Origin of the sequence: Bacillus sp. FSL M8-0063 (genome assembly GCF_038005545.1) — a bacterium.
GTDB lineage: Bacteria > Bacillota > Bacilli > Bacillales > Bacillaceae_G > Bacillus_A > Bacillus_A wiedmannii.
Genome location: NZ_JBBOTJ010000001.1, coordinates 3,999,975 through 4,026,572, shown reverse-complemented (window position 1 = coordinate 4,026,572; position 26,598 = coordinate 3,999,975). Strand labels below are relative to the sequence as shown.

Annotated in this window: 28 protein-coding genes; 21 read left to right on the top strand and 7 right to left on the bottom strand. The window is 36.1% G+C overall.

Annotation, left to right across the window (positions count from 1 at the left end):
* Positions 1-16: 16 nt before the first annotated feature.
* The 4 genes from etfB to uvrC all read left to right on the top strand — a co-directional run bounded on the left by etfB (position 17) and on the right by uvrC (position 4,261).
* The gene (etfB, locus tag MKX31_RS20505; RefSeq protein ID WP_064474654.1) at positions 17-790 is read left to right on the top strand and encodes an electron transfer flavoprotein subunit beta; all 774 of its coding nucleotides are present in this window, start codon (positions 17-19) and stop codon (positions 788-790) included.
* Positions 791-826: 36 nt separating this feature from the next.
* Complete coding sequence (gene etfA, locus MKX31_RS20500) at positions 827-1,804, top strand: electron transfer flavoprotein subunit alpha (RefSeq protein WP_000101967.1); 978 nt, start codon at positions 827-829, stop codon at positions 1,802-1,804.
* A 210-nt stretch (positions 1,805-2,014) separates the two neighbouring features.
* Positions 2,015-2,329, top strand: coding sequence for a thioredoxin (gene trxA, locus MKX31_RS20495; protein ID WP_064474655.1), 315 nt, complete (start codon positions 2,015-2,017; stop codon positions 2,327-2,329).
* Between the two features lie 147 nt (positions 2,330-2,476).
* Positions 2,477-4,261, top strand: a complete 1,785-nt coding sequence (gene uvrC / locus MKX31_RS20490) for an excinuclease ABC subunit C (RefSeq protein WP_064474656.1) — start codon at positions 2,477-2,479, stop codon at positions 4,259-4,261.
* Positions 4,262-4,375: 114 nt separating this feature from the next.
* On the opposite strand, the gene MKX31_RS20485 is transcribed toward uvrC, so the two are convergent.
* Complete coding sequence (locus MKX31_RS20485) at positions 4,376-4,825, bottom strand: YslB family protein (protein WP_064474657.1); 450 nt, start codon at positions 4,823-4,825, stop codon at positions 4,376-4,378.
* Positions 4,826-5,124: 299 nt separating this feature from the next.
* Between MKX31_RS20485 and sdhC the strand changes: the two genes are divergently transcribed.
* The 4 genes from sdhC (at position 5,125) to MKX31_RS20465 (ending at position 8,852) form a co-directional block, all read left to right on the top strand.
* Positions 5,125-5,751 carry a succinate dehydrogenase cytochrome B558 gene (gene sdhC, locus MKX31_RS20480; RefSeq protein ID WP_000678353.1) on the top strand — a complete coding sequence of 209 codons (627 nt, stop codon included), beginning with the start codon at positions 5,125-5,127 and terminating at the stop codon, positions 5,749-5,751.
* A 13-nt stretch (positions 5,752-5,764) separates the two neighbouring features.
* Positions 5,765-7,558: a succinate dehydrogenase flavoprotein subunit gene (gene sdhA, locus MKX31_RS20475; RefSeq protein WP_061677094.1), complete on the top strand. Its 1,794-nt coding sequence runs from the start codon at positions 5,765-5,767 to the stop codon at positions 7,556-7,558.
* Entirely contained in the window at positions 7,551-8,312 is a 762-nt protein-coding gene (sdhB, locus tag MKX31_RS20470) for a succinate dehydrogenase iron-sulfur subunit (protein WP_001291830.1), read from the top strand. Before sdhA ends, sdhB begins: the two co-directional genes overlap by 8 nt.
* A gap of 93 nt (positions 8,313-8,405) precedes the next feature.
* Positions 8,406-8,852: an acyl-CoA thioesterase gene (locus MKX31_RS20465; RefSeq protein WP_064474658.1), complete on the top strand. Its 447-nt coding sequence runs from the start codon at positions 8,406-8,408 to the stop codon at positions 8,850-8,852.
* A gap of 36 nt (positions 8,853-8,888) precedes the next feature.
* On the opposite strand, the gene MKX31_RS20460 is transcribed toward MKX31_RS20465, so the two are convergent.
* Positions 8,889-9,668: a M15 family metallopeptidase gene (locus MKX31_RS20460; protein WP_340981461.1), complete on the bottom strand. Its 780-nt coding sequence runs from the start codon at positions 9,666-9,668 to the stop codon at positions 8,889-8,891.
* Positions 9,669-9,932: 264 nt separating this feature from the next.
* Between MKX31_RS20460 and motA the strand changes: the two genes are divergently transcribed.
* The gene (motA, locus tag MKX31_RS20455) at positions 9,933-10,727 is read left to right on the top strand and encodes a flagellar motor stator protein MotA (protein ID WP_064474660.1); all 795 of its coding nucleotides are present in this window, start codon (positions 9,933-9,935) and stop codon (positions 10,725-10,727) included.
* The gene (motB, locus tag MKX31_RS20450) at positions 10,717-11,505 is read left to right on the top strand and encodes a flagellar motor protein MotB (protein ID WP_064474661.1); all 789 of its coding nucleotides are present in this window, start codon (positions 10,717-10,719) and stop codon (positions 11,503-11,505) included. The genes motA and motB overlap by 11 nt, the downstream gene beginning before the upstream one ends.
* A 26-nt stretch (positions 11,506-11,531) precedes the next feature.
* On the opposite strand, the gene MKX31_RS20445 is transcribed toward motB, so the two are convergent.
* Positions 11,532-12,359: a 5'-nucleotidase, lipoprotein e(P4) family gene (locus tag MKX31_RS20445; protein ID WP_088048047.1), complete on the bottom strand. Its 828-nt coding sequence runs from the start codon at positions 12,357-12,359 to the stop codon at positions 11,532-11,534.
* A gap of 342 nt (positions 12,360-12,701) precedes the next feature.
* Here MKX31_RS20445 and MKX31_RS20440 point away from each other — a divergent pair, with 342 nt between their 5' ends.
* The 3 genes from MKX31_RS20440 (at position 12,702) to MKX31_RS20430 (ending at position 15,359) form a co-directional block, all read left to right on the top strand.
* The gene (locus MKX31_RS20440; protein ID WP_142289405.1) at positions 12,702-13,586 is read left to right on the top strand and encodes an ABC transporter ATP-binding protein; all 885 of its coding nucleotides are present in this window, start codon (positions 12,702-12,704) and stop codon (positions 13,584-13,586) included.
* 2 nt (positions 13,587-13,588) lie between these two features.
* Positions 13,589-14,809 (top strand): ABC transporter permease, encoded by a 1,221-nt coding sequence (locus MKX31_RS20435; RefSeq protein WP_064474664.1) that lies wholly within the window; start codon positions 13,589-13,591, stop codon positions 14,807-14,809.
* Between the two features lie 118 nt (positions 14,810-14,927).
* Positions 14,928-15,359: an Rrf2 family transcriptional regulator gene (locus tag MKX31_RS20430; RefSeq protein ID WP_000512998.1), complete on the top strand. Its 432-nt coding sequence runs from the start codon at positions 14,928-14,930 to the stop codon at positions 15,357-15,359.
* Between the two features lie 59 nt (positions 15,360-15,418).
* On the opposite strand, the gene MKX31_RS20425 is transcribed toward MKX31_RS20430, so the two are convergent.
* Together MKX31_RS20425 and MKX31_RS20420 are read right to left on the bottom strand one after the other, a co-directional pair.
* Positions 15,419-16,084, bottom strand: coding sequence for an MIP/aquaporin family protein (locus MKX31_RS20425; RefSeq protein ID WP_000913204.1), 666 nt, complete (start codon positions 16,082-16,084; stop codon positions 15,419-15,421).
* Positions 16,085-16,227: 143 nt separating this feature from the next.
* Positions 16,228-17,193 (bottom strand): DMT family transporter, encoded by a 966-nt coding sequence (locus tag MKX31_RS20420; RefSeq protein ID WP_064474665.1) that lies wholly within the window; start codon positions 17,191-17,193, stop codon positions 16,228-16,230.
* 100 nt (positions 17,194-17,293) lie between these two features.
* Between MKX31_RS20420 and MKX31_RS20415 the strand changes: the two genes are divergently transcribed.
* Positions 17,294-17,866: a helix-turn-helix domain-containing protein gene (locus MKX31_RS20415; protein ID WP_064474666.1), complete on the top strand. Its 573-nt coding sequence runs from the start codon at positions 17,294-17,296 to the stop codon at positions 17,864-17,866.
* Between the two features lie 71 nt (positions 17,867-17,937).
* Here MKX31_RS20415 and MKX31_RS20410 read toward each other — a convergent pair whose 3' ends face one another.
* A complete protein-coding gene (locus MKX31_RS20410) occupies positions 17,938-18,123 on the bottom strand; it encodes a PspC domain-containing protein (RefSeq protein WP_000044335.1) in 186 nt (61 codons plus the stop codon).
* Positions 18,124-18,403: 280 nt separating this feature from the next.
* Between MKX31_RS20410 and MKX31_RS20405 the strand changes: the two genes are divergently transcribed.
* The 5 genes from MKX31_RS20405 (at position 18,404) to MKX31_RS20385 (ending at position 22,995) form a co-directional block, all read left to right on the top strand.
* A complete protein-coding gene (locus MKX31_RS20405; RefSeq protein ID WP_098101645.1) occupies positions 18,404-19,645 on the top strand; it encodes an amidohydrolase family protein in 1,242 nt (413 codons plus the stop codon).
* A gap of 98 nt (positions 19,646-19,743) precedes the next feature.
* Positions 19,744-21,039: a purine/pyrimidine permease gene (locus MKX31_RS20400; protein ID WP_098111484.1), complete on the top strand. Its 1,296-nt coding sequence runs from the start codon at positions 19,744-19,746 to the stop codon at positions 21,037-21,039.
* Between the two features lie 165 nt (positions 21,040-21,204).
* Positions 21,205-21,429: a spore germination transcription factor GerE gene (gerE, locus tag MKX31_RS20395; RefSeq protein WP_000659484.1), complete on the top strand. Its 225-nt coding sequence runs from the start codon at positions 21,205-21,207 to the stop codon at positions 21,427-21,429.
* Between the two features lie 107 nt (positions 21,430-21,536).
* Entirely contained in the window at positions 21,537-22,199 is a 663-nt protein-coding gene (locus MKX31_RS20390) for a type 1 glutamine amidotransferase domain-containing protein (RefSeq protein ID WP_103655591.1), read from the top strand.
* Positions 22,200-22,356: 157 nt separating this feature from the next.
* A complete protein-coding gene (locus MKX31_RS20385) occupies positions 22,357-22,995 on the top strand; it encodes a TetR/AcrR family transcriptional regulator (RefSeq protein ID WP_001233026.1) in 639 nt (212 codons plus the stop codon).
* Between the two features lie 43 nt (positions 22,996-23,038).
* On the opposite strand, the gene MKX31_RS20380 is transcribed toward MKX31_RS20385, so the two are convergent.
* On the bottom strand, positions 23,039-23,728 hold the full coding sequence (locus MKX31_RS20380; protein ID WP_098111518.1) for a type 1 glutamine amidotransferase domain-containing protein: 690 nt from the start codon (positions 23,726-23,728) through the stop codon (positions 23,039-23,041).
* 370 nt (positions 23,729-24,098) lie between these two features.
* Between MKX31_RS20380 and MKX31_RS20375 the strand changes: the two genes are divergently transcribed.
* Both MKX31_RS20375 and racE read left to right on the top strand, forming a co-directional pair.
* The gene (locus tag MKX31_RS20375; protein ID WP_064474672.1) at positions 24,099-25,424 is read left to right on the top strand and encodes an MFS transporter; all 1,326 of its coding nucleotides are present in this window, start codon (positions 24,099-24,101) and stop codon (positions 25,422-25,424) included.
* A gap of 209 nt (positions 25,425-25,633) precedes the next feature.
* A complete protein-coding gene (gene racE / locus MKX31_RS20370; RefSeq protein WP_340981460.1) occupies positions 25,634-26,443 on the top strand; it encodes a glutamate racemase in 810 nt (269 codons plus the stop codon).
* The last annotated feature ends 155 nt before the right edge of the window (positions 26,444-26,598 follow it).

Sequence of the window (26,598 nt, the reverse complement as noted above, 5' to 3'; positions counted from 1 at the left end):
CAAGGGGGTAAATGGAATGAACATCTACGTACTCATGAAACGAACATTTGATACAGAAGAAAAAATCGTAATTAAAAACGGTGCAATTTACGATGGCGAAGCGGAATTCATCATCAACCCTTACGACGAATATGCGATTGAAGAAGCAATTCAAGTAAGAGACGCACAAGGTGGCGAAGTTACTGTTGTAACAGTCGGTGGCGAAGATAGTGAGAAAGAACTTCGTACGGCATTAGCGATGGGCTGCGATAAAGCTGTATTAATTAATATTGAAGATGATGTGGAAAATGGTGACCAGTTCACGACAGCAAAAGTACTTGCTGAATATTTAAAAGATAAAAATGCAGATTTAATTTTAGGCGGGAACGTTGCAATTGATGGTGCATCTGGACAAGTTGGTCCACGCGTAGCAGAAGCGTTAAATATTCCGTACGTAACGACAATTACAAAACTTGAAATTGACGGTACAAACGTGAAGATTGAGCGTGATGTTGAAGGTGATACGGAAGTGATTGAAACTTCATTACCAGTTTTAGTAACAGCACAACAAGGTTTAAATGAACCTCGTTATCCATCGCTTCCAGGTATTATGAAAGCGAAGAAAAAGCCACTAGAAGAAGTAGAATTAGATGATTTAGATTTAGAAGAAGATGATGTGGAAGCAAAGACAAAAACAATTGAAATCTATTTGCCTCCTAAGAAAGATGCAGGAAAAGTGTTACAAGGCGAGCTGCAAGATCAAGTAAAAGAACTTGTATCGTTGCTCCATACAGAAGCGAAAGTAATCTAATAAAATACGAAATTATATATGCAGGAGGGAAAATCTATGGCTCGTAAAGTATTAGTAATGGGTGAAGTTCGTGATGGATCGCTACGTAACGTTTCGTTTGAAGCGGTAGCAGCAGCAAAAACAATTGCAGAAGGCGGTGAAGTAGTAGGTCTTCTAGTTGGAGACAGCGTTGCCTCTTTTGCAAATGAATTGATTCATTACGGTGCAGATCGCGTTGTGACAGTTGAAAATGATAAATTAAAATCATATACATCTGATGGGTATGCACAAGCATTTTCAGCTGTATATGCTGAAGAAAAGCCAGAAGGTATTGTATTTGGACATACAGCACTTGGTAAGGATTTATCACCAAAATTAGCAGCGAAGCTTGAAGCTGGTCTAGTTTCTGACGTAACTGCTTTAGATGTTGAAGGTGGAAATGTTATCTTTACTCGTCCAATTTACTCTGGTAAAGCGTTTGAGAAGAAGATTGTAACAGACGGTATCTTATTTGCGACAGTGCGTCCAAATAACATTGCGACGCTTGAAAAAGATGAGTCTCGCAGTGGTGACGTGTCTTCTATTACAGTAGATGTGAAAGATTTACGTACAATTATTCAAGATGTCGTCCGTAAGACGGCAGAAGGTGTTGACCTTTCTGAAGCGAAAGTTATTATCGCTGGTGGACGCGGTGTGAAGAGTGAAGAAGGATTCAAGCCATTAAAAGAGTTAGCTGACGTATTGGGCGGTGCTGTTGGAGCATCTCGTGGTGCTTGTGACGCTGAGTATTGCGATTACTCATTACAAATTGGTCAAACTGGTAAAGTTGTTACGCCAGACTTATACATTGCATGCGGTATTTCTGGTGCGATTCAGCATTTAGCTGGTATGTCTAACTCAAAAATAATCGTTGCGATTAATAAAGACCCAGAAGCAAGTATCTTCAAAGTAGCTGACTATGGTATTGTTGGCGATCTATTTGAAGTCTTACCTCTTTTAACAGAAGAGTTTAAAAAGTTAAAAGTACATTCATGATTTGAGTACCCTTGAGTTCCAAGTGAAGTACCCCTATATATAGAAAAGGTGAGAGATCCCCTGTCTCTCATCTTTTTAGTATTTAATCCGTATTTTTATATAGTATAAAGGAACACTTTTTTGTTACAATACATAACGATACATATTATTCGCCACGTATATAAGTTAATGATATACTCTTGGTAGAATATACTTGAAGGAGGAAATAAAATGGCAATTGTAAATGCAAATGACCAAAGCTTCGCAGCTGAAACTAGCGAAGGTGTTGTATTATTAGATTTCTGGGCACCTTGGTGTGGACCTTGTAAAATGATCGCTCCTGTATTAGAGGAAATTGATGCAGAACTAGGCGAAAAAGTAAGAGTAGTAAAAGTAGACGTGGATGAAAACCAAGAAACTGCTCGTCAATTCGAAGTAATGAGCATTCCAGCTCTTTTCGTATTAAAAGACGGTAAAGTAGTTGATCAAGCGTTAGGTTACAAACCGAAAGAAGCGTTAGTAGAATTAGTTTCTAAACACTTCTAAAATAAAGGGCTACCATTTGGTAGCCTTTTTTATTTTCCTTTTTTACACCTTTCCGTTACAATAAAGGAACGTATGTTGGGTGTTTTGGCATAGTATGTTTTCAGGTGAAAATAAAGATGCTAAGCATGTAGAAATGGAGGGTAACGAGTGCACGAACATTTAAAAGAAAAATTGGCTATTTTACCAGATCAACCTGGTTGTTATTTAATGAAAGATAAGCAAGGAACGGTTATATATGTCGGAAAGGCAAAAGTGCTTAAAAATCGTGTGCGCTCGTACTTTACTGGTTCGCATGATGGAAAAACACTGCGGCTTGTAGGAGAAATTGTAGATTTTGAATATATTGTAACCTCCTCAAATCTAGAGGCTCTCATTTTAGAGTTAAACTTAATAAAAAAACATGATCCAAAATATAATATTCAATTAAAAGATGATAAAACATATCCTTTTATTAAAATTACAGCTGAGAAACAGCCGCGATTACTTATTACGCGAAATGTAAAAAAGGATAAGGGAAAGTATTTTGGCCCCTATCCGAATGCACAATCAGCTCATGAAACGAAAAAACTGCTAGATCGTATGTATCCGCTTCGTAAGTGCTCAAATATGCCCGATAAAGTTTGTTTATATTATCATATGGGTCAATGTTTAGCACCTTGTGTGAAAGAAGTGACGGAAGAACAAAACAAAGAAATTGTAGATGAAATTATTAAGTTTTTAAATGGTGGGCATAAAGAAGTTCGTTCAGAATTAGAAACAAAGATGTATGAAGCTTCAGAGAAACTAGAATTTGAACGCGCAAAAGAGTTGCGGGATCAAATTGCGCATATTGATGCGATTATGGAAAAACAAAAGATGATTATGAGTGACTTAGTGGATCGTGATGTATTCGGGTATGCAGTTGATAAAGGATGGATGTGTGTTCAAGTTTTCTTCGTTCGAAAAGGAAAGCTAATTGAACGTGATGTTTCTATGTTTCCAATCTACGATGAACCAGAAGAGGGATTTTTAACATTTATCGGTCAATTTTATGAGAACAGCAGTCATTTTAAGCCGAAGGAAATTGTCGTTCCAGGAAGTATAGACTCAGAATTAGTAGAGCGCTTTTTAGAAGTTGAAGCGACACAGCCGAAACGTGGTAAGAAAAAAGATCTTGTAGAATTAGCAAATAAAAATGCGAAGATTGCTCTTGAAGAGAAATTCTACTTAATTGAACGTGATGAAGAGCGAACGATTAAAGCGGTAGATCATTTAGGGAAGCAGCTCGGGATTGAAACACCTTATCGTATTGAGGCGTTTGATAACTCGAATATTCAAGGGACAAATCCTGTTTCTGCAATGATTGCTTTTATCGATGGGAAACCAGCTAAGAAAGAATATAGGAAATATAAAATTAAAACGGTTCAAGGACCAGATGATTATGAGTCTATGAGAGAAGTTGTGAGACGCCGTTATACAAGGGCACTGAAAGAGAGCTTGCCTTTACCAGATTTAATCATTATTGATGGCGGAAAAGGTCATCTGGCGGCTGCAAGTGATATTCTAGAAAATGAACTCGGTTTATATATTCCGATGGCAGGGCTTGTAAAAGATGACAAACATAAAACCTCCCATTTAATTATTGGAGATCCACCTGAACCTGTGATGCTTGAGCGAAATAGCCAAGAATTTTATTTATTGCAGCGCATTCAAGATGAAGTGCATCGATTTGCGATTACATTTCATCGCCAATTACACGGGAAATCTGTTATTCAATCAGCACTGGATGATATTCCAGGAATCGGTGATAAACGGAAAAAGGTATTGTTAAAACATTTTGGTTCATTAAAGAAGATGAAAGAAGCTTCTTTAGCTGAATTTGTCGAAGCAGGTATGCCGAAAAATGTCGCGGAAACAATTTATACGTATTTAACAGATAAGAAGACGTTGTAGTTTACAACGTCTTCTGTTTTTTGGTATAATTTCTGAAGATTTAAAATAAATCTAACTGAATGAAAATACAAAAAAGTCAACTAAACTTATATGTCTAGTTGACTGTAGGTAATGCTACACTTCAATGAGATCTTTTATATCCCATTTCACAAGAAATGTAATAGAGTCTGAACGCTTTTTCTTTTCTTCATAGGACTCTGCAACGACGTTTCGTTGCTTTTGAATTTGTTCAGCGATGAATCCAGCTTCTAATTGATAAGAAGAATGTCTGTTTTGTTTTTGACGTTCAGCGATGAGTGTGCTTTTAAGTTGGAACTGCATTTCACGACGCTTATGTTCAATAATGCTTAAAGTGCCCCAGCCAGCTTTTTCAAAGAACTGAATGACTTCTTCAATTGTTTCTAGTGGATATTTTCTTGCAAGGTTTCTACCAGACCAGTATAAAATACCATCTAAATCGTTACCGATTAAATCAGGTAGTAATTCTTCACGTAGCAATTCATAAGCGAAGGCGTTCAATGAAACATCTTCTAAAGATGTTGTATCGATTGTATTTTTACTCACAATATTCCCCTCTTTCTATAGGGATTATTATATAACATTTTTCATTTATAAAAACAGATTTTTCTTTGGGGAAATCTGAATATATAAGAAGGGAAAAAGAATTGGCAAATTATATGCAAATTATGTATACGTTTTCTTGACGCTTCGACAAAAATAGGGGTAAAATGAACTTGTTATCAAATTATGCTGAAATATTTCGAATAATTTTTTCAGTTTTTCTTATGCCAATAGTGAAAAAACATTATTGTTGTAAATTAATCTGAAAACAGCAGTCAAACATTCAAGGGGGTAATGGGGACATGAAAGGCCGCGAGTATACGTTTCGTAAGTGGCACTCATTAATGGGGGTCATCCCGGTTGGTGTCTTTTTGACGCAACATCTAATTGTAAACAACTTTGCAACAAGAGGAGCAGAGGCTTTTAACAAAGCTGCAGGCTTTATGGAGCTCCTTCCATTCCGGTATGCGCTAGAAATTTTCATCATCTTTTTACCTATACTGTACCATGCTATATATGGCTTATATATTGCATTTACAGCTAAGAACAATGCGGTATCTTACGGTTATTTCCGTAACTGGATGTTCGTCTTCCAACGAATTTCAGGTATCGTTACGCTGATCTTCATTTCTTGGCACGTCTGGGAAACTCGTATTCAAGCATTGTTAGGTAAAGAGGTAAACTATGATATGATGGCAGATATTTTAAACAATCCAGCTATGTTTGCATTCTACTTAGTTGGTGTTGTTTCAACGATTTTCCACTTTGCAAATGGACTATGGACATTCTGCATAAGCTGGGGAATTACAGTATCTCCACGTTCACAAAGAATCTCTACTTATGTAACATTAGCTATTTTCTTAGGTCTATCTTATGTAGGTGTGAGTGCATTATTAGCGTTCATCGATCCACAGCTAGCAAACCAGTAAGGAGTGGGAGAGCATGAAAGGGAAACTTATAGTAGTCGGCGGTGGCTTGGCCGGCTTAATGGCAACGATTAAAGCGGCAGAAGCAGGAGTAAATGTTGAACTATTTTCTTTAGTACCAGTAAAACGTTCACATTCTGTATGTGCCCAAGGTGGAATTAACGGTGCCGTAAATACGAAAGGTGAAGGGGATTCTCCATGGATCCACTTTGACGATACAATTTATGGTGGGGACTTCTTAGCGAACCAACCGCCAGTTAAAGCAATGTGTGAAGCAGCACCTGGTATCATTCATTTAATGGACCGTATGGGTGTTATGTTCAACCGTACGGAAGAAGGACTTCTTGATTTCCGTCGTTTTGGTGGAACACAACATCACCGTACAGCATTTGCTGGTGCAACAACTGGACAGCAATTACTATACGCATTAGATGAGCAAGTACGTCGTCACGAAGTAGCAGGACTTGTAACGAAATATGAAGGTTGGGATTTCTTACGAGCTGTTGTTGATGACGAAGGTGTGTGCCGAGGAATCGTTGCACAAGACTTACAAACAATGGAGATTAAAAGTTTCCAAGCTGATGCCGTGATTATGGCAACAGGGGGCCCTGGTATCATCTTTGGAAAATCAACTAACTCTATTATTAATACAGGTACAGCAGCTTCTGCTGTATATCAACAAGGCGCATATTATGCAAACGGCGAGTTCATTCAAATTCATCCAACGGCAATTCCTGGAGACGATAAACTACGTCTTATGAGTGAATCTGCACGTGGTGAAGGTGGCCGTGTTTGGACATATAAAGATGGTAAACCATGGTACTTCCTAGAAGAAAAATATCCGGCTTACGGAAACCTTGTACCTCGTGATATTGCAACGCGTGAAATTTTTGACGTTTGCGTAGAGCAAAAACTAGGTATTAACGGTGAAAACATGGTGTACTTAGATCTTTCTCATAAAGATCCGAAAGAACTAGATATTAAACTTGGTGGAATTATTGAAATCTATGAGAAGTTTACAGGTGATGATCCTCGTAAACTACCAATGAAAATCTTCCCAGCAGTTCACTATTCAATGGGCGGACTATGGGTTGATTATAAGCAGATGACAAGTATTCCAGGTTTATTTGCAGCAGGTGAGTGTGATTATTCTATGCACGGTGGTAACCGTCTAGGTGCGAATTCACTATTATCAGCAATTTACGGTGGTATGGTAGCAGGACCGAACGCGATTGAGTATATGAAAGGTCTTTCTAAATCGTCTGATGCTGTTTCATCTACTGTATATGAGCAAAATGAATTAATCGAAACAGAGAAATTTAACAATATTTTAACGCTTGATGGTAACGAAAATGCATATGTTCTTCATAAAGAGCTTGGAGAATGGATGACAGATAACGTTACAGTAGTTCGTGAAAATAAAAAGCTACTAGAAACTGATGCGAAAATTGAAGAGTTAATGGCGCGTTACAAACGCATTAACATTAACGATACAGCGAGATGGAGTAACCAAGGTGCTTCATTTACACGCCAACTTGCAAATATGTTTGAGTTAGCGCGTGTTATTACAATTGGAGCGTATAACCGTAATGAGAGCCGCGGGGCGCATTACAAACCTGAATTCCCAAATCGTGATGATGCAAACTTCTTAAAAACTACGATGGCGAAATTTGAGGGAGAAGGAAAAGCACCAGCATTCCATTACGAAGAAGTGGATGTTTCATTAATTAAACCACGTAAACGTGACTATTCCTCAAAACATGATGTAGCTGCTAAGGGTGAAGAGAAGGGGGATAAGCAACATGTCTGAGAAAACAATCCGCCTCATCATTACGAGACAAGATGGACCAGATGCACAAGAGTTTGACCAAGAGTTTGAAATCCCATATCGTCCAAATATGAACATTATTTCGGCACTGATGGAAATTCGTCGTAATCCTGTTGATTCAAAAGGAAACCAGACGACTCCGATTGCATGGGATATGAACTGTTTAGAGGAAGTATGTGGCGCATGTTCGATGGTGATTAACGGAAAACCACGTCAATCATGTACAGCTCTTATTGATCAGTTAGAACAACCAATTCGCTTAAAGCCGATGAAGACATTCCCAGTTGTACGTGACTTACAAGTTGACCGTAGTCGCATGTTTAACGCTCTAAAACGCGTTAAAGCTTGGATTCCAATTGATGGAACGTATGACTTAGGACCAGGACCAAGAATGCCTGAGAAGAAACGTCAATGGGCTTATGAGCTTTCAAAATGTATGACATGTGGTGTTTGCTTAGAATCATGTCCAAACGTAAATAGTAAATCTGACTTTATTGGACCAGCACCGTTATCACAAGCTCGTTTATTCAACTCACATCCGACGGGTGAAATGCATAAAGCAGATCGCTTACGTGCAATTATGGGAGATGGAGGACTTGCAAACTGTGGTAACTCTCAAAACTGTGTGCAATCATGTCCAAAGGGTATTCCATTAACAACTTCAATTGCGGCATTAAACCGTGATACAACAATTCAATCGTTTAAAGATTTCTTTGGTAGCGACAATAACTATTAATAAATATTGCCTCTTCATGTTGAAGAGGCAATATTTATAACTTTATTTTTCTGTTTATTCTGTTTATTTTAAGGGCGAAAAGGAGAGGGAATAATGAAGAGGATTTCTTATATTGAAGACTTTGAGCAATGGGAAAGTGGTTTTTCATTTTACAATCCTGTAAAAGTTCGTTTTGGTGAAGTAGATATGTTTGGGCATGTAAATAATGTCGTTGCCTTTACTTATTTTGAAGAAGCACGTATCGCATTGTTTAAAGAACTTGGATTTATGCAAGAATGGACGCATGAATCTTCAGAAACGATGATCGTTGTTGCAGATTTACAATGTAATTTTATTAAGCAAATATATTTTGATGAACAGTTGAAGGTATATGTAAAAGCGGGATCGGTTGGGAATTCTTCTTTAGATTTGCATTATATGGTGAAGAATGCAGAAGGAGAAGCTTGTTTAGTCGGTCGTGGAATGATGGTTCAAGCATCGAAAAAAACGGGAAGAGGTGAACCGTGGCCTGAAGAGTGGAAGAAAAAATTACTACAATAATAGAGTAAAAGAAAAATAAGAGAGCAATTTGCTCTCTTATTTTTTGTCTTTCATTGCTTCTTCTAATGTTAAATGATGTTTATATATGTATGTAGCGTATGGATTACCAACGTAGCGCAAATGCCACGGTTCATATGAATATTCTGTTGTTTCTGTTTTATCTTCTAAATAACGAATGACAAAGCCAAATTCATGGGCATGTTTTGCAACCCATTTTCCTTCGGCTGTCTCTCCAAAAATAGGCTCTAATTGGAATTTAGCAGATTTTGAACTAATATCCATTGCTAAACCAGTTTGATGTTCACTCGTACCAGGAATGGCACTTACTGAATCAGCTTCAGCTTTTCCTTGACGTCTAACGTACGTATCATGTAATGATTTTTGGCGTTTGTATGAACGATAACCAGATACAGCTGTAAGTTCAAGTCCTTCTTTCTTTGCCGCTTCAAACATATTTTCAAGCGCATCTGCAGCATCTTTACGCAGTAGCGTTTTTTCTTTATCTTTTGGACTAGTAAATGGTACATTTGGTCTTGTTAAGTCTTCAGGCGTGTATCCGTCTGGTAATTTACGATGTTTATTAACTAATATAAGATTAGATTCTGGATTTGTTACAACGAAAAAATTATTGTCTAGTTTCTTTGCATTATGATCAGCTTTAGGAAAAGCAGGAATCTCTTCTTTTTGATGGTTACTATGTTTTTGATTTTCGACAGCTTTCGCCTCATTTTGTAGTGGCGATTTAGAACCGAAATAAGCGAAAGATGTGATACCGATTACAATAGTAGCGGCAGAAATAATGATTATTTTTTTCATGATACCTTGTAATCACAGTCCTTTCTTAATAAAATATGTATCGTTTTTATTATAAGTCTAGTTTGTTGAAAAAGAAATATAAGAGTCATAACGTAATAGAAATGCAAAGAAAATGTCAGAAAATGTGTAAAAATGTAGTATTTTTTTATTTAATTCATTTCTTATCTTTCATGAAATGAATTTTTTATGTAATATATATACATAAGAAGATGTAGCGATTATCGAGAATGAAGAACTTCTTGTATAGACTAGGAGTGAATGGGAATGGATTTTGCAACAATTATTGGGCTTATTTTAGGATTTGTAGCGGTAGTAGTAGGGATGGTCGTCAAGGGCGCTGACGTAACATCCTTATTGAATCCTGCCGCAGCATTAATTATTTTTATCGGTACATTTGCTGCAGTATGTATAGCATTTCCGATGAATCAACTAAAAAGGGTTCCAAAATTATTTAAAGTTCTTTTTGGTTCAAATAAAAAGGATTTAAGTTATGAACAGTTGCTAGAATTATTTGTTCATTGGACATCAGAAAGTAGAAAATACGGTATTTTGTCTTTAGAGCAACAATTAGACAAAATTCAAGATGAATTTCTTTTACGTGGTATGAAATTTGTGATTGATGGCGTATCCGCAGAAGATTTAGAACAAATTTTAGAAGCTGAATTAGAAGCAATTGAAGAAAGGCATGCAAAAGGAGCAGCAATTTTTTCTCAAGCTGGTACATATGCACCGACATTAGGAGTTTTAGGTGCTGTTATTGGTCTTGTAGCTGCGCTTGGTAATTTAACTGATATTGAAAAGTTAGGACATGCTATTTCAGGTGCGTTTATTGCAACGATTTTTGGTATTTTTTCAGGTTATGTATTATGGCATCCATTTGCAAATAAGTTAAAACAAAAATCTGCAGCTGAAATCGAGAAAAAACGTTTAATCATTGATTGTTTATTAATGTTACAAGAAGGTACATATCCGTTTATTATGAAGAACCGCATTTTAGGTTCACTTTCTGCAACTGAGCGTAAAAAGCTAGAACAAGGAGCAGAAAAAAATGCGGAGTAAGAAAAATAGAAGAGGCAAAAAGAAAAAACATGATGAGCATATCGACGAAACTTGGTTAATTCCATATTCAGATATGTTAACGTTGTTATTTGCATTGTTCATCGTTTTATTCGCAATGAGTAGTATAGATGCTGCGAAGTTTAAACAGATGGCAGTTGCTTTTCGAAGTGAATTAGCCGGTGGAACAGGTAACAAAGAATTTTTAAGTGATCAAAAGCCAAATGATGAAAAAGAATTATCAGCAAGTAGCCTTGAGGCAGAACAAGCAAAAAAACAAGAAGAAGCTAGAGCGAAAGAAAAAAAAGAGATGGATGAATTGAAAGCATTACAAAAAAAGATTGATCAATATATTAATGAAAAACAATTATCCTCTTCTTTTCAAACTAAATTAACTGAAAAGGGATTAATGGTGACAATATTAGAGAATATACTGTTTGATTCGGGGAAAGCAGATGTGAAATTAGAATCTTTAGGGATTGCAAAAGAGATGTCTAGCTTACTTGTTTCAGCGTCACCTCGTGAAATTACAGTATCGGGTCATACGGATAATGTCCCTATTGCCAATGCGCAGTTTGCGTCGAACTGGGAATTAAGTACGCAGCGGGCAGTTAATTTTATGCAAGTATTACTGCAAAATAAAGAATTACAACCAGAAAAATTTAGTGCGATTGGTTACGGAGAATACCGTTCGATTGCTCCAAACGATACACAAGAAGGAAAGGCTAAGAATAGACGTGTGGAAGTATTTATCTTGCCTTTAACAGAGAAAGAAAAATAAAAGAGGATGGCGAATGCCATCCTCTTTTATTTTTCTTCAAATGATTTTAAGTTGTCGCGACGGACTTTATCTTTTTCTGCATCTGACTTTTTGAAATCATAATCATATAAAGCGCCTTCCCAATCACCGTACATTGGATTAGGGAAAATAATAAATTTCTCACCAAATTGTGCTTTTGAATCTGCAACTGTTTGATTGCGATCTTTTACAGATTTCCCATCAAAACCTGTGAAATCAGATAAGTTATCACCGAAGAATAAGACGATATCATGTGTTTGAGAAACGAGTTCACGGCGTTTTTCTTTTCCTTTTTCTTTCGGATCTTGTAGTAATATATGTTCTTTCGTTGCTTGAGGAGCACCTACACGCTCAAGATTTTTAATTGTTGCATCTAGTTGGTTCGTTTTACGATTTGAGATGTAGTAAATATCTACACCTTTAGATTCCGTATATTTTAAGAAATCAATTGCGCCTGGAAGGGCTTCAGCTTCAGCCTTATTAATCCAATCATCCCATTTGTAAGGATAGCCTTTTCCTGTTTTTACGCTCATTGCTTGATGAGGGCTGTTGTCTAAAACAGTTTCGTCTAAATCAAGTACGATAGCAGGCTTTTTCTCTGTCCCTTTTGCAAGAGCTGCATCAAGCTTCAATTGACCGATATTGTACCCTTGGTAGTAAAGTGCTTTCGTTTCACCGGCTGTTTGATACCATAAATCAGCCATTAATTGCTGTTCTGTTAATTTTACTTTTTCTTCTTTTGCCACTGTTTTCTCTGGTGTTCCTGAACATGCTACAAGCGATGTAGATAGAACTGCTACAGATAATAAAGTGGTAATACCCCTCTTCATCTTCATATGTATCCTCCTTGATGTTAGAAAATCATCTTATATTATATATTAAAATATAAAAATTTTTTATGAACATTTGCATATTGTCTTTTGTATATATAGTAGTATGTCCTATATTAGAAAGATGAGAAAAATGATGGAAATCATTTTGACAACTTTTATTGTCTTAATGACAATTATAATTGACAAACGAAATGATATTATTTACAATTTTAACTAAATAGAACAAATGATGGATTAAGGAGATGTTACATACTAAGAGGATGAAGTGTAGTGCTATATTTTATCCTGAATAAACATAGTCTTTGAAAGAGAGTATGAATGATATTAAAGGGGAGGCTTTATACTTTGAGTTTACAAATTCAAAACTTAACGAAACTATTTGGGGAATCAAAAGCAGTGAACGGTTTGCAAATTTCGTTACCAAAAGGTGAAGTACTAGGATTACTTGGACGAAATGGTGCAGGGAAAACAACGACAATCAAAATGCTTCTCGGATTATTAACGCCTAATGAAGGCTCTATTACATGGGATGGAAAATCATTTGGGACTAGTGGGGTAACAATTGGTTATTTACCAGAAGAAAGAGGTTTATATACAAAAAGTAGAGTAATAGACCAGTTGCGATATTTTGGTAGATTAGAAGGAATGACGAAAAAAGAAGTAGATCTTGCTATTGATCACTGGTTAGAGCGATTAGCGATACCAGAATATAAATTTAAAACGGCAGGAGAGCTTTCAAAAGGAAATCAGCAAAAAATCCAATTAATTGCTGCTCTTCTTCATAATCCTGAACTTCTCATTTTAGATGAACCATTTAGTGGACTGGATCCAGTTAATGCTGGAATGTTAGCTAGCATTATTGAAGAACAAGTACAGAGCGGAAAGACAATTATTTTATCCAGTCATCGTATGGAACAAGTAGAGGCTTTTTGCCAACATGTATGTATTTTGAAAAAAGGCGAAGCAGTCGTAAAAGGCCAGTTAAGTGATATTAAAAAAGAATACGGTTTCCGCAATTTAACGATTGAAGATACAGAAGAGAATGCGAAGGGATTAGAAGCTATTCATGTATCGTATGAAAAACAACAAGGCCTTCTTTATGTGCAAGTACAAGATGATGCAGAAGCTCTAAAGATTTTACAACAATTGCAAGAACAAGGTGTTACCTTACGACAATTTAAAATGTTAGAGCCGACGTTAAACGAAATCTTTGTAGAGAGGGCGAAATAACGATGCGTAAATTTTCTCACGTATTTTCATTTTATTTTAGGGAAGCGTTTTTATCTAAAAAATCATTAATTACGAGTGCGATTTTATTTTTAGTTGTGTTTGGACTTTTCGCATTTAATCATTTCACTGCTGATAACGATAAAGGAAAAGATAAATTTGCGGTAGTAACTGAAAGCGATACTTATAAAGTACAAGAAAGTGATATAACAAAGTTACTTCCGTCTGCTAAAGTAACTGTAGAAAATAAGGATAAATTTAATGAGCTACGTAAGCAAGTGGAAGATGGGGATTTAGATGGCTTATTCCGTATTACAGAAAAGAATGGTATTCCAGAAGTGACGTATATGTATAGTGGTTTTCCGAGCCAATCAACAGCTACACTTATGGCAAGTTATTTAAAGGAACAGTATACAGCGGTAATGATTGAAAAAAATAATGTATCTGCAGAAGTAGCCAAACAGTTACAGATGGAAATTCCGTTAAAGCAAGAGGCAGTAAAGGATCATGCATCTTCCTTTGGAATTGGTTATGTTTTCTCGTTTGCCTTATATATGTTTATTATTGTGTTTGGAACTGCAATTGGAACGACGATAGCATCTGAAAAATCATCTCGTGTTATGGAGTTAATGCTTCCGAAAGTAAAACCATTAACAATGCTACATGCCAAAATTTTAGCAATTGTTTCTAGTGCTTTACTATTACTAGTTATTGCTTCCTTCGGTTTTCTTGTACCATATTTATTAGGTTGGGTAGATTTAGAAAACGCATCTTTAATAGGACTTACACTAGACTTTTCTAAATTGGATGCGGTAGTAATTAGTATGTTCGTTGTATATTTTGTAACGGGTTACTTACTATATGCGATGTTATATGCAGCGGTTGGTGCTGTTGTATCAAAAATTGAGGATGTACAGTCTCTTTCGTTCCCAATTACAATGTTAGGGATAGCAGCATTTTTCATTAGTATTAAATCATTATTTGATCCTAATAGTACATTAGCTGTAGTTAGTTCATATATTCCATTCTTTACACCTATGGTTACATTTTCAAGACTTGTAGCTGGTGAAGCTGGGGCTGTAGAAATTGGTGTGACGTTAGTAATTTTATTGGTGACTATCGTTATCATCAATATGCTTGCAAGCCGCATTTACGTAAACGGCGTAATGAATTACTCAGATAAAGTGAAATTTAAAGATTTAGCGAAATTTATAAAGCGTCAATAATGAGAGAAAAGTATGATTTCCTATTGAAATCATGCTTTTTCTTTATGTATAAATTAAAAATAGTATATAATAATAAGAGTCGTCTTTTAATAGAATGAATACAAAGGAGGGTGTGCAGATGGGGATTAGTAGTCGGTTTACAGTAGGTGTTCATATGCTGACATTACTTGCGATAGATCGAAACTCTCGCTGTACCTCTGAATGGATTGCTGGTAGTGTGAATACAAATCCAGTTGTGATTCGTCGCATTACAGGAATGTTGAAGAGAGCAGGACTTGTTGATGTACAAGCTGGTAAAGGTGGTACGACACTTGCTCGTGATTTAGAAGAAATTACATTACTTGATGTATATAAAGCAGTGGAAGTTGTAGAAGAAGGGCAACTATTTTCCTTCCATGAAAATCCCAACATTGAATGTCCAGTAGGAGCTAATATTCAATCAGTATTAGAAATTATTTTAATGCAAGCGCAAGAAGCGATGGAAAACGTACTTGCAAATGTAACAGTAGATCAATTAGTTACAAACTTAAAGTCTAAAATGAAAGAGTAAAAAAGCGAGCAACCTCATAATGAGGGCTCGCCTTTTTTTAGTCAGAAATATTGAAAATTCTATTTTTCAGTATTTAAAATAAATTTACCAACAATAGCTGCTACGATACCACCAAGAATTGGTGCAACGATGAATACCCATAGTTGAGAAAGTGCTTCTCCGCCAGCGAATAAAGCTGGTGCGATACTACGAGCTGGGTTAACAGAAGTTCCAGTTAACGGAATACCTAATAAGTGAACTAAAACTAATGTGAAACCAATTACTAATCCTGCTAGAGAAGAACTTCCTTTTTTACCTGTTACAGCAACGATAACTAAAATGAATACGAAAGTTAAAATAAATTCAACTAGAAATGCTCCAGATAAACCAAGAGTTCCAAAACCATTTTGTCCTAAATTATCTAAAGGTGTTTTAGCAGAGCGTAAAATCGTTACTAACGTTGCAGTTCCTAATAAACCACCTAAAATTTGAGCTAATACATAATAACAAAGTTCCATAGCGTTCATTCTTTTGTTGATGAACATTGCTACTGATACTGCTGGGTTAATGTGACATCCAGAAATTGTCCCGATGCTATATGCCATAGCCACAATAGATAGACCGAAAGCCATAGCGATTCCTAATGTTCCAATTCCTTCAATTCCGCCGCCAATGACAGCTACTCCAGTTCCGAATAATACAAGTACAAATGTACCAATAAATTCAGCGATTGCTTTTTTTAACATAATTTACCTCCTAATATTGCGCATGAAACGTATTATAACATAGGTTTTAGTATAAACAGCTAATGAAATACTATTCTGATAAGGCGAAATAGGAGGACAATAAAAAAAGAGTATAGTTCTTTGTTAGAGAACTATACTCTTTTTTATGCAGTTTTTTTCTGCTTAACGACTGGAGCAGAACGGTTTAAAACGCTATTTGCAACCATTCCTAACATAATAATAATCATTCCAAGTAGGGAAAGACCACCAGGAAATGAACCATTCAAGAAAACAATTTCGCCAAGCACGGTAAAGACCATCGTTCCAGCTTGCGTTGCTTCAACAGCTCCAAGTAGAGCGAAGTTATCTTTGGCTAAGTCAGTAGCAAAGAAAAATGTCATCGTTGCAATTACACCAGAACATAATGCTAATAAAAATCCTTGCAACATTTGGCTGGATGTTGGAATACCAGTAGTAGAAAATCCGTATATACCAAGTAAAATTGTTATAGGTAGACTTCCTATTGCCATTCCTAATACACGTTGGAACGTATCAAGACGTCCACCAACAAGTTCCATCATTTTTCGGTTGCCGAATGGATATAAGAAGGCTGCTACTACGACAGGTAAAAAACCTGAAATGAACTGAGTCATTGTAATATGACCTGCTGCAGTTGCTTGCATACAAATTACACCAAGTAAAATAAATAATGCGACATATAAACTACGAAGTGGAATTTTTCCGCGTACAAGTTTTGTGCCTGATTTCGTTTCTATTTTAACGAAGAATAACGGTGATAAAAGTAGCCCTGCTAATATAGTAACTTGCCAAGTTCCAGCAACGAGCCAAGCTGGAGAAAAGACAGCTGCGAAACTTAATAAAGAATAGAAACCAATACCAGCAACAGACCCCCATCCAATCCACGCTAATGGATGTTTCTTTAATTCTTCCCATAAACCTCTTAAGTTTTTGCGAAATAAAACGATAAGGAATAAAATAGGGAGAGCAAATAAAAAACGGAAGGAAGCTGTCCAGGCCCAGCTCGTTCCAGATACATTCATCGCTCGATTAATAATAAAGGTTGCGGAAAAAAAGGCTGATGATAAAAGGCCTAATAAAATTGCGCGCATGAAGTATAGCACTCCTTTCGGGATTTGATGATTATGTATAGTATAATATACTTAAAAATAATAAAAGTAAACTATTTTATACTTTAAGGTGGTTTTATAGATGAAAGAATATGAAGATATGCAAACGAAAGAAGTCATTCAGCAAGTAGGTCAGCTGTTAAGACAAATTCGAAATGAACAAAAATTAAGTTTAGAAGAATTAGCTCAAAAAACAGGAGTTAGTAAATTAACATTAGGAAAGATTGAAAGAGGCGAAACGAATCCAACGTTAGCTGTCATTTGGAAAATAACGAAAGGGTTATCGATTCCTTTATCGAGATTGATGGTTGTTGGAGAACCTGTAGCTGTGGCGCGCTGTGGAGAAGGATTTGCAGTAGATGTAGGACAAGCATGGCACTTAGAAACGATGTTCCGTTATACGAAAGAAACGGGGATGGAAATGCACCGTGCTTGTTTAAGGTCGAATAGTATATATGAACCAGAAGCTCATCATGAAGGTGCTATTGAGCTTGTAACGGTAATGAAAGGGAAAGTATGGATTCAAGTAGAAAGCGATGTATACGAATTAAATGAGTTTGACTCTATTCAATTTGAAGCGAATAAGAAACATAGTTATAGAAATGAAGAAGATGAAGTAGCAGTATTACATTTAACGATGAAATATTCTTCATGAAAAAATTCCCTATAGAAAAATCTATAGGGGGATTTTTTGTACGCTATGCTCAAATATATGAAAAAATGTTATTAGTAAGAGCGTGGCATAAGTAATAAACAAATAAAATAAACTAAAAACCCCGTCCCAAAACATAAAATAGCAATGACCCAAAGTATGCGAATGAGAGTAGAGCTAATATCAAAATATTCCCCTAAACCACCGCATATACCAAATAGCATTTTATCAGTTTCGGATTTACATAATCTTTTTGACATCTTCCAATCCACTCCTTTTTATCCCGCTTTAACTGCCCGTTAAAGCCCGATTGGTTCAACTAATGATCAGTGGGGGATGAACAAAACCCCCACTAATCAAAGTTTTACTTTATAGCAAACTATATACTTCTATTCTATATGGAAATTTATGAGAACACTATGAGGTTGTATGACATTTTTTTTAGGGAACAGTCGTATTAATTGTCTTAATTTTCAGTTGATATTACAATTATAGTAAGGGATATAAGGTAACTTTTAATAAAGGGTGGGGGAAATAGAGATGACAGTATATTGGTTGACTAATGTAATGCTTGAATCGGGGTATACATATGAAGAGGGAAGAATTTCCCGAACAGAAACAGAGTTATGTAGTTTACTCATTGAAGACGGACGAATTAAAAAAATGATAGCGGGGGCTGTTCAAGAGGAAGAGGTACTAATTCTTGATGCTAATCGTTTATTGATTTTGCCTGCTTTCGAAGAGATGCATATTCATATTGATAAGACGTATTATAGTGGCCCTTGGAAAGCATGTATGCCAGCAGAGAATATTTTCACACGTTTTCATGAAGAAGAAAAAATTTTGCCGAAGCAATTAGCAACTGCTCAAGATAGGGCAGAAAATATGTTAGCGTTATTGCTTCGAAATGGTGCAACGAATATAAGAACGCATTGTAATGTTGATCCGATTATTGGACTTGGTAATTTGGAGGCGACGTTAGCGGCGTTGGAAACATATAAAAATCAGGTTTCTGGTAGAATTGTTGCTTTTCCGCAACATGGATTATTGCGCAGCAATTCTGTGCAACTTGTGAAAGATGCGATGCGTATGGGTGCGCACCTAGTCGGTGGAGTGGATCCAGCTACAGTGGATAATGATATTGAAAAATCATTACATACCATTATGGATATCGCAGTAGAATTTAATGCGGATGTTGATATTCATCTGCATGATGCGAATAATCTTGGGACGTTTACGATGAAGCGATTGGCAAGTTTAACAGAAGAAGCGGGATGGCAAGGTCGCGTAACAATTAGTCATGCGCTTGGACTTGGTGGTGTTACGGATAAAGAAGTTGAAGAAGTGGCGGAAAGACTAGCTGCTTTAAACATTGATATTACTTCAACGGTGCCAATTGGGAAACAAGTAATCCCAATTCCGTTATTAGATAAAAAAGGTGTGAAAGTTTCATTAGGAAATGATAGTATTACTGATCATTGGTCACCGTTTGGCACAGGTGATATGCTGCAAAAGGCAAATCGATTAGCGGAACGTTTTGGCTGGAGTGACGAAAGGTCTTTAGGAAAAGCCCTTCGCTTTATTACGGGAGGAAAAGAAACGTTAAACAATGAAGGGAAGCGAGCATGGCCGAATGTAGGAGATGAAGCGAGTTTTGTTTTGACGAATGCAACATGTACTGCTGAAGCGGTAGCGCGTCAAACAGAGAAACGTTTAGTCGTGCATAAAGGGAATATTGTTGTTGGAAGTTTAAATGAGGTGGAATTAAATAATCTTGTGTAAAAGAATCGTTTGAATGTTTAGAGGAGGGTTCTAATTGTGAGTGTAGAACCCTTCTTTGTTATGCTTGCAATATATTTCTTATAGGGAAGCTAGAAAGGATGAAAAATTTGGACAATCAACATAACCAAAATCATATTATGGGAACTTTGCAATGGTTTATATTTTTATTAGCGAATTCGATCGCACTACCAATTGTCGTTGGCGGATTATTTCATCTTACGACGGAAGAAATATTTTATTTAATGCAGCGTACGTTTTTTGTAGTTGGTATATCTTCTTTTTTACAAGGGTGGTTTGGACATAGACTACCAATTGCGGATGGCCCAGCTGGATCTTGGGTTGGCGTATTTACCGTACTTGCTTACGCAACTGTCGGACAAGATCAATTACATAGTACGTTGCAAATTTTAGAATTAGGAATGATAATTTCCGGTGTTATTTTAATAGGATTAGGAGTAACTGGTTTTATCGGACGTATTTTATTTTTATTTACGCCACTTGTGACAGGAACATTTTTACTTTTATTATGTTTACAATTAAGCGGTGTATTTCTAAAAGGGATGCTAGGAATTACTGCTACTGTTTCTCAAATCGATGGATTTACAGCGATAATTGCGTTTAGCATATTTCTTTTCGTTATTATACTATCTAACTTCGGAAAAGGTTTTGTCAAAAGTTATGCGGTTTTAATAGGATTAATTAGTGGGTGGATTCTTTTTCTCATTGCAGGAAAAGTGACGATTCCAGCTCAAGTAACTCATTTTGTGCAACTTCCGCAAATACTTGCTTGGGGACTTCCAAAGTGGAATACAGGTATGGCTGTATCGAGTTTCGTTATGGTATGTATTTTAGTTTCAAATACAGTGGCAGCGATTATAGCAATTAATCAAGCTACTATCCAAAAAGGGACTATTGAACAGAAACAGTTGAAGGATGGTACGTGGGTTGGAGGGATTTCACATATCATTTCTTCTGTATTTTCAACTGTAGGTGTCGTGCCATTACCAGCGACGGCGGGATTTATACGTTTAACGAAACAAAAGTATATACGATCATTCTTACTAGCATGTATGTTACTAGTCGTAATGTCACTGTTTCCAAGTATTATTCGTTACTTAGCATCGTTGCCATCCGCTGTCGCATCTGCGGTTTTAATGGCTTCGTTCGTACAGTTAATTGGAATTGGATTTCATAATATAAAACAAGTGCCAATGAACGAAAGGAATGTAACGGTTTTAGGAGTTGCTGTATTATTTGGAAGCGGTGTTATGTTTTTACCGTCTGGAGCACTCCAATCCTTACCGTCTGTTATGCAATATATATTCGGGAATGGTTTGTTCGTAGGTACAGTTTTCAGTATATTACTAGAACAAATATGGCGTACTGAAAAGTGAGTGGATACAAAGAGTGTGCGAACTGTATAAAAGTCTAAAATAACATGTGAAATAAAGCCCATTTTCATTCACCACCCGCACATTTCGTTCATACAATATCTTGACTAAATAAACACCCAACTTACACATACACGGCTCTGGCTTAAGCAAGGAGGGTTATACCAGTTGAAGGAAAAAGCGTATCAATCTAAACCGTTACTCACAAAGAGAGAGAGAGAAGTATTTGAATTACTGGTTCAAGATAAAACAACGAAAGAAATTGCAGGTGAACTTTTTATCAGTGAAAAAACAGTGCGCAACCACATCTCAAACGCAATGCAAAAGCTAGGAGTTAAAGGACGTTCACAAGCAGTTGTTGAGCTTCTTCGCATGGGAGAGCTCGAACTATAAAAAGAAAGCCGGCTTTTATATGAAGAGTCGGCTATTTTTCTGCCTGTTTCATGTTCTATATGAATGATAAGAATGATTCATACATAAATAGGTAGTAAGGATGGGATATGTTGAAAAGGATATTGTTAGTTTCAACAAGCGCTCATGATATGAATGGACACCCGACTGGTTTGTGGTTGGAAGAGCTTGCAGCTCCTTATAATGTATTTAAAAAAGCTAAGTTCGATGTTGATATTGTGTCGATAAAGGGCGGTAAAGTACCTATTGATAGAGTGTCTATTCCGAACGGGATACCTCGTGAATTTAAGCATGTTGCTTCTTTATTGCAAAATACGAATCCGATCTCAACGGTTCATTTTTCGGATTATGATGCGGTTTTATTTGGTGGTGGGCACGGGGCAATTGTAGATTTTCCAGGTAATCCATATGTTGCAAATTTAATTGTGAATATGTACAACAATAATCGGATTGTAGCGGCTGTTTGTCATGGAGTAAGTTCTTTAGTCGGTGTGAAAAATAAGGACGGATCGTTTTTTAGTGCGGGTAAGCATATAACAGGTTATACGAATGATGAGGAAAAAGCTGTGCATTTAGAAAAGCGAGTGCCGTTTTTATTAGAAAGTAAATTGAAAGAAGAAGGGGCTTTGTTTTATGTTGCTCCAAATTTCACACCGCATGTAGTAGTGGATGGACATTTAATTACAGGGCAAAACCCGCAGTCTAGTATGGGAATAGGGAAAGCTATAAGAAGAGCTGTCAATAAATTATAGAAAAGGTACTCGCTACTCATAAAGGTAGGGGGCATTTTTTTCTGTAGTGTAAATGACCCCTTAAACTAAAAAGCTCCATTAAGTATAATGACTTCATTTATAATTAATCGTGAATTTGCTATACTATTTTGTATGGACAAAAGGGGAGGCTCTTTTAATGAGAAAAGTTGCGTGTGCAAATACTTATATTAATAAAATAAAGCCCGTTATTAGAAAAACGAGTTTTAGCCAATTGAAAATAGATGAAATTGCGAAATATATGGATATTAGTAAAGCTACTTTATATAAACGTTTTTCTTCAAAAGATGAGATTATTGAAGCTGTGGTAGAAGATTTTATGAACTACCTTCTTGAAGGAGATGCGGATAATCAAGATGAAAGTATGTCTTTTGCAGAACGTTTCCAAAAGACGTTTATCCATTCTTTAAAGTGTGTGACATATATTTCTGATGTCTTTTTACAAGATTTGAAAGAGGCATATCCGCACTTATCTGATCGGTTAGTTGCTGCACAACAAAATCGTAATCATAATTTGCAAATGTTTTTTGAAGCGGGTATGGAACAAGGCTACTTTAATAAAATGAACGCACAATTATTTATGGTGCAAGATGATGTGATGTTAAGACGTATTATAGATCATTCTTTTTGTATTCAGTACGATATTACGTTAAAGAAAGCGATACTTGATTTTTATCAACTAAAGAAGTACCAACTTTTTAAACCAGAGTATATAGAAGCAATTGATGATTCAGAAATTGAAAAAGAAGTTATTGCTATTTTGCAAATGATTTCGTAAAAAAGCAGGTTTTCCTATAGTAATGGAAAACCTGCTTTTTTTATTACATGTTATTTTTTATGTGTTGTAATACTAATTCAGCTACTGGACCACCTGAAGCTGGGTTTTGACCAGTTATAACACGATTATCTTCTACAGCGTAAGCTTCCCAAGGTTGCGCGGCTTTTTCGTAAAGCCCTCCATTTTTAATGAGTTCATCTTCTGTTAAAAATGGAACGAATTGATCCAATTCAACTAGTTTTTCTTCTTCATTTGAGAATCCTGTTACTTTTTTGCCACTAATTAAGCGTTCCCCATTATTTAATGTGATATGAAATAAACCAGCAGCTCCGTGACAAACAGAGGAGACGATTCCGCCATTTTCATAAATGTTGCGGCTAATCATTTGAAGTTCTTTATTTTCTGGGAAGTCCCAAATTACACCGTGACCGCCTGCGTAATAAATCGCAGCGTAGTCTGCTGGATTCACTTCACTCGGTTTCATTGTAGAACCGAGACGATTCATAAATTCTTTCTTTTGATACCATTCCCAATCGACGCTCTCCGCCATTGCTAAACTATGCGGATCAATCGGTGTATAGCCGCCTTGTGGGCTGACATAATCTACTTCGTAACCAGCGTCTTCTACTTTTTTAACGAAATGGACAGCTTCACCGAGCCAAAGCCCAGTCGCTCTATTTAAATTTGGATATTTTTCTACGCTCGTTAATACAACTAACATTTTTTTCTTCATCATAATCCTCCTGTAATGTTTCTTCTATATAAAAATTCTTTATTTACTTGATTTTATTAAGTTAGAAATTGCAAATTTGAATAACCATGTCAGTCCTCCTTATATCGGATTCGAAATTAGTGTATAATAATTTTTGAACAAAGTAAACTAAAAACACTAAATTAGTTCACTTTGTATGTTTTTCGTTGACAAAGTGTAATGCTGAAACTATGATAGTTCCATGAATATCGAACAACGTACATGTTTCGTTTCGAATTCAGTTTGTCGCGCGATACATGTATACATTTGATGAAGTTGTTTAATAGTGATAGCAGAGCTAAACAACTTTATTTTTCATTTAGAATTATTACAATCAGGAGAGGTGTTACACATGGGGAGAGATATAAGTAACCATTCAAAATGGTTTGTTTTCACATTATGTTTTATCGTTTTATTAGGACCGATGAATGCGGTGTTATTTAATGTAGCTTTAGAGGATATTGCGAATGATTTATCCATTAGCCAATCGAAAGTAAGTTGGGTTGTAGTAGGGTATTCGTTAGTTGTCGGTATTGGTTCGATGATCTACGGGAAGTTGGCTGATCGTTATAGTGTAAAAAAACTATTAATTATTTCAATTATCATATTTGTAGCGGGTTCTATTATTGGATTTATGAATCAATCTTATGCGATTACCATTCTTGCAAGATTAGTGCAGGCAAGTGGGGGCGCGGCGTTTATTGCGCTTAGTATGATTGCAGTGGCAAAATTAGTTGTTCCTGATAAGAAGCCTGGTGCGTTAGCGATGATTAGTTCTTCTATTGCATTAGCAATAGGTGTTGGTCCTTTAGTTGGCGGGGCTATTACAAATACATTGGGGTGGCCATATTTATTTTTATTTATGGTTATTTCAGTAGTTGGGATTTTCTTGCTTATGAAATTTATGCCAGAAGAGGCGCAGCATACGGATGGAGCGTTTCATTTTGATTACATTGGAGCGGTGTTATTATTTGCGTTCATTACGACTGTTTTATTAGGTGTAAATATTAATAGTTGGCTATTTATGTTATCGGTAGCTTTCTTATTTTTATTCACGGTTCGTATGAAGAACGCGGAGCATCCATTTATTGATATTGAGTTGTTTACAAATAAACCATTTCTTCGTTTAATAGCGGTCGGATTTATAATGAATGTGGCGCTATGTGCTAGTTTATTATTATTACCATTGCTGTTAGGTAGAGAGCACGGATTGTCTCCATTTGTTATCGGAATTGTTTTGTTTGTTGCATCACTTTTTGGTATTGTATCTAGTTTTATTACTGGAAAGATTGTCCCTTCGTTTGGAAATGTGAATATGATTTATGTAGCGTCTGTCATTATGATCGTTGGCTTTTTAATTTTAGGGATTATTCCAAACGGGAACATAGTCGTTATTGTGTTGGCGATTATTTTAACGTTTATGAGTTATTCAGCCATTCAAGTATCAGTAAACACATTTATACCGAAAACATTACATCCAGCTAAAGTTGGAGTCGGTCTTGGTTTATATAATTTAATTAACTTTTTCGGTATGGCATTTGGACCAGCTGTAGCAAGCAAAATTATGGAATCTACAAATAGTTATCGTTTGAATTTTATTTTAATCGTCATTTTAATCTCTGCTCATTTCTTCTTATTAATAGGAATGTCTTCTTTCCAAAAAAAGATGGAGCGATAAATATGTACTTTATATAGAAGAAACCGACTTTCATATAGAAGGTCGGTTATTTTTCTGTCTTGCAAATTATGAAAAAAAGGAGCAAAATAAAAAAGTCCTAGTCTATACAGGTACAAATGAAAATTTTCATACAGAAGCAGTTTAAGTGAGCGAACTTAAAGTGTGTAAAATATAATGATAAAATAAGATGATGAATGAGAAAACGGGTGATGAAGTTGAATAGAGCAATCGGTGTTATCGATTCAGGAGTTGGCGGTTTAACAGTAGCGAAGGAATTAATTCGTCAGTTGCCGAAAGAGCGCATTATATATTTAGGGGATACAGCACGTTGCCCTTATGGTCCACGTTCTCGAGAAGAAGTGCGTCAATTTACGTGGGAAATGACGGAGCATTTACTAGATTTAAATATCAAAATGTTAGTTATTGCGTGTAATACAGCAACTGCGGTTGTATTAGAAGAGATGCAGAAACAATTACCAATTCCAGTGGTAGGAGTTATTCACCCAGGATCACGTACAGCTTTAAAAGTGACAAACACGTATCATGTTGGGATTATTGGAACGATTGGAACGGTGAAAAGTGGTGCATACGAAGAAGCGCTAAAGTCTATTAATAACCGTGTTATGGTAGAAAGTTTAGCGTGTCCGCCTTTCGTTGAGCTTGTAGAGAGTGGAAATTTTGAAAGTGAAATGGCGTATGAAGTTGTACGAGAAACGTTGCAACCGCTGAAAAATACTGATATTGATACACTTATTTTAGGTTGTACACATTATCCAATTTTAGGTCCTGTTATTAAAAAAGTAATGGGAGATAAAGTACAACTAATTAGTTCAGGTGATGAAACAGCGCGCGAAGTAAGTACAATTTTATACCATAGTAAAATGTTGAATGAGGGAGAGGAACAAAGTGATCATCTCTTCTTAACGACAGGAAAAATAGGCCTATTTACAGAAATTGCATCAAAATGGTTCGGTCAACCGATTGAAAATGTGAAACATATTCATTTAGAAAAAGAATAATAGTAGAATCCATATAAGTGAGCTCCTGAGAAATCGGGAGTTTTTTGTTTATCCCGCTATTTGCCGGGTAGTAAGACCACCATTGATTAAAGTTTCACTTTATAAGAAGTATAGCTAGTTCTAAATCATGAAACAGCTCGTATACATAATAGTAC